General features: G+C 56.4%; 5 protein-coding genes. 4 read left to right on the top strand and 1 reads right to left on the bottom strand.

Annotation, left to right across the window (positions count from 1 at the left end):
- Nucleotides 1-80 precede the first annotated feature (80 nt).
- From NS355_RS18455 to NS355_RS18845, 4 genes are all read left to right on the top strand, one after another.
- Nucleotides 81-837, top strand: a protein-coding gene (locus tag NS355_RS18455; RefSeq protein ID WP_153008282.1) for an IS5 family transposase whose coding sequence is annotated in 2 segments (ribosomal slippage) — nucleotides 81-412 and nucleotides 411-837 — 759 coding nt in all. Because the reading frame shifts where the segments join, the coding sequence is not laid out codon by codon here.
- A gap of 648 nt (nucleotides 838-1485) precedes the next feature.
- The gene (locus NS355_RS18460; RefSeq protein ID WP_084788090.1) at nucleotides 1486-1782 is read left to right on the top strand and encodes a hypothetical protein; all 297 of its coding nucleotides are present in this window, start codon (nucleotides 1486-1488) and stop codon (nucleotides 1780-1782) included.
- Nucleotides 1783-2003: 221 nt separating this feature from the next.
- Nucleotides 2004-6263, top strand: a complete 4260-nt coding sequence (locus tag NS355_RS18465; RefSeq protein ID WP_084788092.1) for an RHS repeat domain-containing protein — start codon at nucleotides 2004-2006, stop codon at nucleotides 6261-6263.
- Nucleotides 6264-6276: 13 nt separating this feature from the next.
- Nucleotides 6277-6654: a hypothetical protein gene (locus tag NS355_RS18845; protein ID WP_153008283.1), complete on the top strand. Its 378-nt coding sequence runs from the start codon at nucleotides 6277-6279 to the stop codon at nucleotides 6652-6654.
- A 304-nt stretch (nucleotides 6655-6958) separates the two neighbouring features.
- Here the strand turns inward: NS355_RS18845 and NS355_RS17610 are convergent.
- Nucleotides 6959-7385: IS630 family transposase (locus tag NS355_RS17610; protein ID WP_058746861.1), on the bottom strand; the 427-nt coding region annotated here is incomplete at its 5' end.

A 7385-nucleotide genomic window follows, 5' to 3' on the forward strand; every position in this document is an offset into this window, starting at 1 on the left:
CTCACGAAGCCGGACTCTAGGGTCAGGACCCATTGATGTGAGCGTCGCGATCTGATTCAGGCTCCACGAGGAGACTGGTGATGAGCGACCTTTTTTGGCTGACGGACGATCAGATGGAGCGGCTGCGGCCGTTCTTCCCCAAGAGCCACGGCAAGCCTCGGGTGGATGACCGGCGGGTGCTGAGCGGCATCGTCTTCGTCAACCGCAATGGGCTGCGCTGGCGAGATGCGCCCAGCGCCTATGGTCCTCACAAGACGCTGTATAACCGGTGGAAGCGCTGGGGCGAGCGTGGCGTGTTCACGCGCATGATGGAGGGGCTGGCTGCGGGCGATGCCGAACCGAAGACCGTCATGATAGACGCGACATACCTAAAGGCGCACCGCACGGCATCGAGCCTGCGGGTTAAAAAGGGGATCTCGGCGCCTCATCGGACGCACCAAGGGCGGCATGAACACCAAGCTCCATGCCGTGGCCGACGCGAACGGACGTCCGCTGAGCTTCTTCATGACAGCAGGCCAGGTCAGCGACTACACCGGCGCGGCAGCGTTACTCGATGACATGCCAAAGGCGCAGTGGCTGCTCGGCGACCGCGGCTACGACGCCGATTGGTTCAGGGACGCTCTCCAGGCCAAGGGCATCCAGCCATGCATCCCGGGCCGACGATCGCGCAACGAGCCGGTCAGATACGACAAGCGCCGCTATCGGCGTCGCAGCCGCATCGAGATCATGTTCGGCCGCCTCAAAGACTGGCGCCGCGTTGCCACACGCTACGATCGCTGCCCCACGGCCTTCTTTTCCGCCGTTGCTCTCGCGGCCACCGTCATCTTCTGGCTGTGATCAACGAGTCCTGACCCTAGCTCAAACTGGCAGAGTTTCAGGGGAGCACGTCAAGGCGACTGCGGAGATTGATCGTCTGATAAGTCCGGCCATCTGGCCCTCCAATGAAGTCGTTGTCGAGTAAAACTGGCGTCCAGCCGAACTCATCGGTCGCGCGTAAGCATGACCACCTCGGGCTCACTGTAGACAGGTTGTCGTCCACATCCTGACGCAAAGAACAAAGTTACGGGGTGAGCTTGAACAAGCGCCGTCGTTAAAAGCGAAAATGCACGATCTTTGGTCGGATCAGACCAACCGGGCGGCAGCTGGCACCAATCGGGGCAAACGGTCTCGGCCGTAAAATATACAATCTGATTTGTGTGAACGATAACCGCGGTAGGCTTCACGGTGCAATAATCAGCTTGCGCGGCCGAGAGCCAGAAACCGGAGCTTGCAAAAATGGCACCGTGCAACAGTCGCTTTAACATATCAGTCCGCTCTATTTTATGGATATGCAAGGCATGCACGAAACGCCAATGCCTGTGAGCACCATTCAAAATGTGTATGACAGTGTAGTGACGGACTTGTCAAAATCCATATTTAAATGCCATAGCGGGAAAATCCACTGCCGCGAACGCGGGCGTCCCCATTGAAGGCAAGGAAAGTCACTTGAAAGTCAAGATTTTGATGCTTTGTGCCACGCTTGGACTTTCGAGCCTTGCGCAAGCACAGGACACGACGACTTACACATATGATGCTTTGGGGCGCTTGGTCGGTTCAAAGACGAGCGGATCGCAAAGCACGACGACCAATATCGGCTATGACGCGGCAGGAAATCGGACCAATTATACTGTAACAGGTGCAGCCAATGGTTCCGGGGATCCCGGCGCTTCGGCGGCTGCTCCCACCGTTAGGCGGTTTGTCGTAATACCCTTGAACGGATTTACGATCATCCCGATCAACTGATCGGAACGATTGCGCACCCAATTGGGATGCGGGCGCACTAAGTCTGCCAGACTCTTGCTATGCTCAGCAAAACTTATTGGAAAGTCAAAATAATAATTTACGAGTAGTCCAGCTTTCCTAGGCGGCAATGCGAAAACGGGGAAGACCGTTGGTGCGCGGCGCTGAGATATTCTGGCCGTTTCTTGCTTATAGCGCTGCGGCGCTGACGAAGAGGGTTCATCATGAATGCACGTCGTTACGTGCGCGCTGCTGGCGCGTGCGGAATTCTACTCGTCTCGGTCTCTTTGCCTGCCATGGCATCGGCACAGCTCGCTGGAGAGATACTACCGCCCGCACGCTCCTTGACCGACGAAAACGGCGTCAACGTCGCGACAGGACAGTATCGCTCGCCCCGTGCTGACATGGTCGTCGGCAGTGGTCCAGGCGTAATTAGCGACAGCCGCATTTACGGCCGACAGACGTGGAACGACGCTCGAATCTCGCTCTACAATCCGTTCGATCCGTCCGGCCCTCTTTACGTCAGGACGGATAGCAAGACCTATGTCTTCACCAGAACGGCTAGTGGATTTGCGCCGACGGCCGAAGGCGCAAAATTAGTCGTTACATCGGGCATTTATCAGGTCGTTCTGCTTGATGGTACGAAGTACACCTATGGCCAGATCGAGAAGGCTTCGCGTCACGCGGATGGGCGTGAATATGATTATGACGCCTACGCCTATCTTTCATCAATTGTACAACCAGAGGGCCTGACGACCAACCTGAACTGGCTTACGTCGTCCTACTGCCCCTATGGCGCGCCTCGAGGTGGGGAGGCTGGAAATTGCCGGTTGAGCGCTCAATCTGCGTCCGGTCCGCCCCCGCAAATCTGGATGACGCGGCTGACGTCGATCTCGAACAGCGCCGGATATAGGATCGACTATCAATATGCTGGCGACAGTTTGTTCGGCCAGCCAGCGCCCACACAGGCTACGATTACGGCATGGAGTACGGTGACGGGTGCCCGGGGAGCCAACGCCCAAGGAGGTTCAGGCACACTTCCGAGCGCGAGCTATGCCTATACCAGGTCTTCGCTCAGCACCGGGGGGTATGTCGCGACTGATGACGTGACCGACGGATTGGGGCGAACCACGCGTTACACCAAGCAGTTCGGCTCGACGAGCTATGAAGCAGTACGGCGCCCCGGAAGCAGCGGAGACAATGTCCGTATTAACATTGACAACAATCTACATGTCTCCTCGATCGTCCGAGACGGAGCGACGTGGAACTATTCCTATACAAACCCGACTACTACCACCTCGAAACTTGCAATTACCGATCCAACCGGACGTGTCCGCAAGTATGAATCTGATCTGACGGTCGGATTGCCGACTCGAGTGGAAGATGAATATGGCCGTGCCACGATCTACACCTATGACAGCGCCGGTCGGCTCAAGACGGGGACATCGCCCGGTGGGCAAGTGACGACATACGAGTACGACTATAACGGCAACGTTACGAAAACGACGGTAACGGCGGTTGGTGGAGCGACGTTGACTCGCTCCGCGACCTATCAGGATTATAGCTGCACGATTGCTGGAACGTGCAACCGCATGGCGACGAGCACGAACGAACGTGGCGTCGTCACAACTTATGGGTATGACCCGACGCATGGCGGCGTCACCTCGACGGTGACGCAGAACACAGGGGGGACCAATCCCAGCGTTCAGATGCGTTATACGCAGGTGGCTGGCGTCTGGATGCCGACAAGTAGCTGGACATGCGCCACACAGCCGAGCTGTGAAAACACGGCCGATGCAATTCAAACCAGCACACAGTATAATTCAAATCTGCTACCCGCTTCGATTACTACGGGTGCAGGTGATGGCTCAGTCCAAAACACTACCGCTTTGACCTATACCGCGGCTGGCGATCTTTTGACCGTCGACGGTCCTTTGCCCGGTACGTCGGACACGACGCGCTACTATTACGATGCAGCGCGCCAGCGGCTTGGGGCGATCGGGCCCGATCCCGATGGCGGAGGTCCACTTGCTCGTCGCGCCATTCGCAATGGTTACGATAGCTGGGGCCGGGTAACCAGTATCTCGCAAGGCACGGCTCCCGATCAGGGGGACACCGCACTTGGATCCGTGTCGGTGCTTCAAACCCAGACACTGACCCTCGACGATGCCGGGCGCACGCGCTCGGTCGCGCTGTCGGCTGGCGGTACGACTTTTTCGCGTATAGATTACGCCTATGACGCGGCAGGACGGCCGACCTGTACGACGCAGCGTATGAACCCCAATGCACTGGGTGCCGCGGCAGACGCTTGCACAGTGGGCGGCGACGCGGGCTATGGTCCCGACCGGGCCACGCTCGTTCAGTACAGCCCGGCGGGAGTCAGTCAGCCCGTCTCGATCAGCGTGACGTCAGGCTATGGTACGCCGCAAGCTTCCACCGAGACCATCCTACAGACCCCCACGGGCAAGCCTGCCACTGTTACGGACGGCAAAGGAAATGTTACGGCGTACGCCTATGACGGTTTCGACCGGGCATGGCGGACATGCTTCCAGACCGCGTCAAGTGCCGCCTGTGCTAGCTCACCCTCTGATTTCGAGCAGATCGGCTATGACAGCAAAGGCGATGCCACCAGCCGCCGGCTGCGTGACGGGCAGACACTTGGCTATCAATATGATGTCCTCGGACGACGAACGTTCGATGACAATCCCAACACCAACATAGCCGAAGTCGATGTCAGCTACGCTTACGATCTGACGGGACGACTAACCCGGGCCCAGGATCAGAATGGCTGGTTCAACGCTTACGCCTACGACGCACTGGGCCGGGTCACGACCCAATCCAGCAACATCGCGTCGAATACCCTGCAATATGACGGTAGTGGCAACCTTACCCGACATACATGGGATGACGGATTTTTCGTCACGTATGACTATGACGCGCTCGGTGAGATGACTGCGGTTCGCGAGAGCGGCAGTTTCGTGCTGGTGAGCTTCGAATATGACAACCTAGGCCGACGCCTAACCCTGTCTCGTGGGAATGGTACTACAACGAGCTATGGCTACGACGCTGCTTCGCGATTGACGAGCCTTAGGCAGGATCTCGCGGGGACCGCTCAGGATGTAACGCTTGGATTTACGTATAACCCGGCCGGTCAGATCGCGAGTCGATCCAATTCCAACGACGCCTATGCGTGGAACCGTGCCATCAACGTCGACCGCGCCTACGCCACGAATGGCCTCAACCAGTATACCCAGTCCGGCCCCGTCGGACTGGGTTATGACGGTCGAGGCAACCTCGCAAACGACGGCGGTACGACGTACAGTTACAACACGCGTAATCAGCTCTACATGAACGCAAGTGGGCAGCTCTTCTACCGCAATCCGGCGGGTAATCTCGGTCAGACACCTGGCATCAATTTCGATTATGTCGGAGACCGGCTGGTGCGCGAGTCGAGCTCGACGGTACTACGTCGCTATGTCTGGGGGCCGGGAGTCGACGAACCACTCGTTTGGTACGAAGGTGCTGGGACTGCTGATCGTCGCTGGCTTCATGCGGATGAGCGTGGCTCAGTCGTCGCGGTGACGAACGCCGATGGGGCGGTGATTGCGATCAACAGTTATGATGAATTCGGTATCCCCGGCAGCGCCAATCAGGGGCGCTTCCAATATACCGGGCAGAAATGGCTGCCGGAACTCGGCATGTACGATTATAAGGCGCGTGTATATTCGCCGACGCTCGGTCGCTTCATGCAAACCGATCCGATCGGATATGCCGATGGGGTAAACTGGTACAATTATGTCGGCAGCGATCCTATCAACGCAACCGATCCGACCGGCCTTTATGATGGCGAAACGTGTAATACCGCAATGCATTTCGATGCCACGACTGGCAGTCTGGTTCCAAACAATCCCAACGATATCAACGTATGTGGCAAGCGGCTGCCCAAGCCCTTCGACCCGTTCCCTTTCGGCTATAGTTATGGCGGGGGAGGCTCGGGTGGAACTCCCGACCGGAACTATGGCGGAGGTACCGGAACATCTCAGCGAAAGCTGCCTCCATTCATCAAGTCAGAATCATGCAGAAATGCGGCTGCACAACCCGGCGCTGTAATTATTTCTTTAACAAAAAACCTGTCCGTTATACCTGGGGCTGGCGCGACTTACAGCTCAGGAACTTTTGAGGTGATGTCACCTAATGGTTCCAATTCGTACTACCGAGGCTCCTTTTACACCGTGGGCGCTGGCGTCGGTATAGATGTGGGTGTTGGATCAACGCTGATCTCTTCTTACCGGAATATGAACTCATTCATCGGACAAGGCTACAATCTGAACATCAACCTTTTCAAGGTCGCTTCATTCTCCCTTAGCTTTTCTAGCGGCGGTTTGGTAGGCGGCTCCGTAGGCACGGGGATTGGAGCAGGATTGGGATCGGCAACCGCAAGTGGGACCTACATTTACGGCTGCAAAAGCGGCAAGTTGTATTGAAATGATATCGTTTATGAAAATTGGCAAAAGCCTAGCCATAATTCAGATTCTTCTTTTAACCAGCTCCTGCTCACAAAACATCCCAGCAGATCGCCTAGGTTGCTATCGGAGCGTGAATGCCCCCGAGGTCAAACTAGACGGCAACGTTATCTGGTTCAAGACAACGCCTGCAATAAAGTCTGACTATAAATTCTATAAAGGGCGCTATAGTGAAACTATCGAACCCGGCCAAGGTTTTGTTTTGCTTCCATTGGCTGATGGCAAATGGTCATTAGGCATGGATAATACAAGAAAAACCATACTCGTTTATGACTATTATGACAAAAATTTGTTGCAAATGGCTGCGCCATCGGGTGGATCTATTATTTGGAAAAGATCTTCATGTAAATAAATGTACATATGTACAATTGAAGATACATATATGCATCTACCGATGCATGATTATTTTGCGAATCAACGAAATAAATCAGCAATGTAGAAGTGATCCAGTACCACTCGTGGCGGATGCAATGATCGGCAAAATGGTTTTGCGAGAACCATATCGCGGTGCCTGTCGTCATATGCGGCAACCATATTGAAGTCGGCGGGGTTGTCGCGGTCACTTGGGCGATATGGTTGTTGAGGCGATGGGCACGGTCGTTGTCGCGGATGGACGAGGGTCAGGACTCGTTGATTACAGCTAGAGCGGATTCCGATCAGTATGCATCGTATCCGGCAGCGGCGAAGTAGTTGGCACATTCGGCGGGCGTGAAGGTGCCGATGGCGGCACCAATGGCGCGGGACAGATCGTCGACGGTACGTGCAGCGGCTTTGCGCAGGAGTGCTTTCAGCTTGGCGAAGGCGTTTTCGATCGGATTGAAGTCGGGCGAGTAAGGCGGAAGGAAGAGCAGCCGGGCGCCTCTTGCCTCGATCGCCTCATGCGCCGCGACGCTTTTGTGGGCGGGCAGGTTATCCAGGACCACAACGTCGCCCCGTTTCAGCGTCGGGGCGAGGACCCGGGCAACCCAGGCCTCGAACCATGCCCCGGTCATCGGTCCGTCGATCACGAGCGGTGCGGTCATGCCCGAGAGCCGCAAGCCACCGACGAAAGAGGTGGTTCGGAAAATCTGCACAGCGGGGATA

Source organism: Sphingomonas yabuuchiae (assembly GCF_001477495.1).
In the GTDB taxonomy this organism is placed as follows: Bacteria; Pseudomonadota; Alphaproteobacteria; order Sphingomonadales; family Sphingomonadaceae; genus Sphingomonas; species Sphingomonas yabuuchiae_A.

Coding starts and splice junctions, on each gene's coding strand:
- NS355_RS18465 (WP_084788092.1), top strand. CDS start 2,004: ATGAATGCACGTCGTTACGTGCGCGCTGCTGGCGCGTGCGGAATTCTA.
- NS355_RS18845 (WP_153008283.1), top strand. CDS start 6,277: ATGAAAATTGGCAAAAGCCTAGCCATAATTCAGATTCTTCTTTTAACC.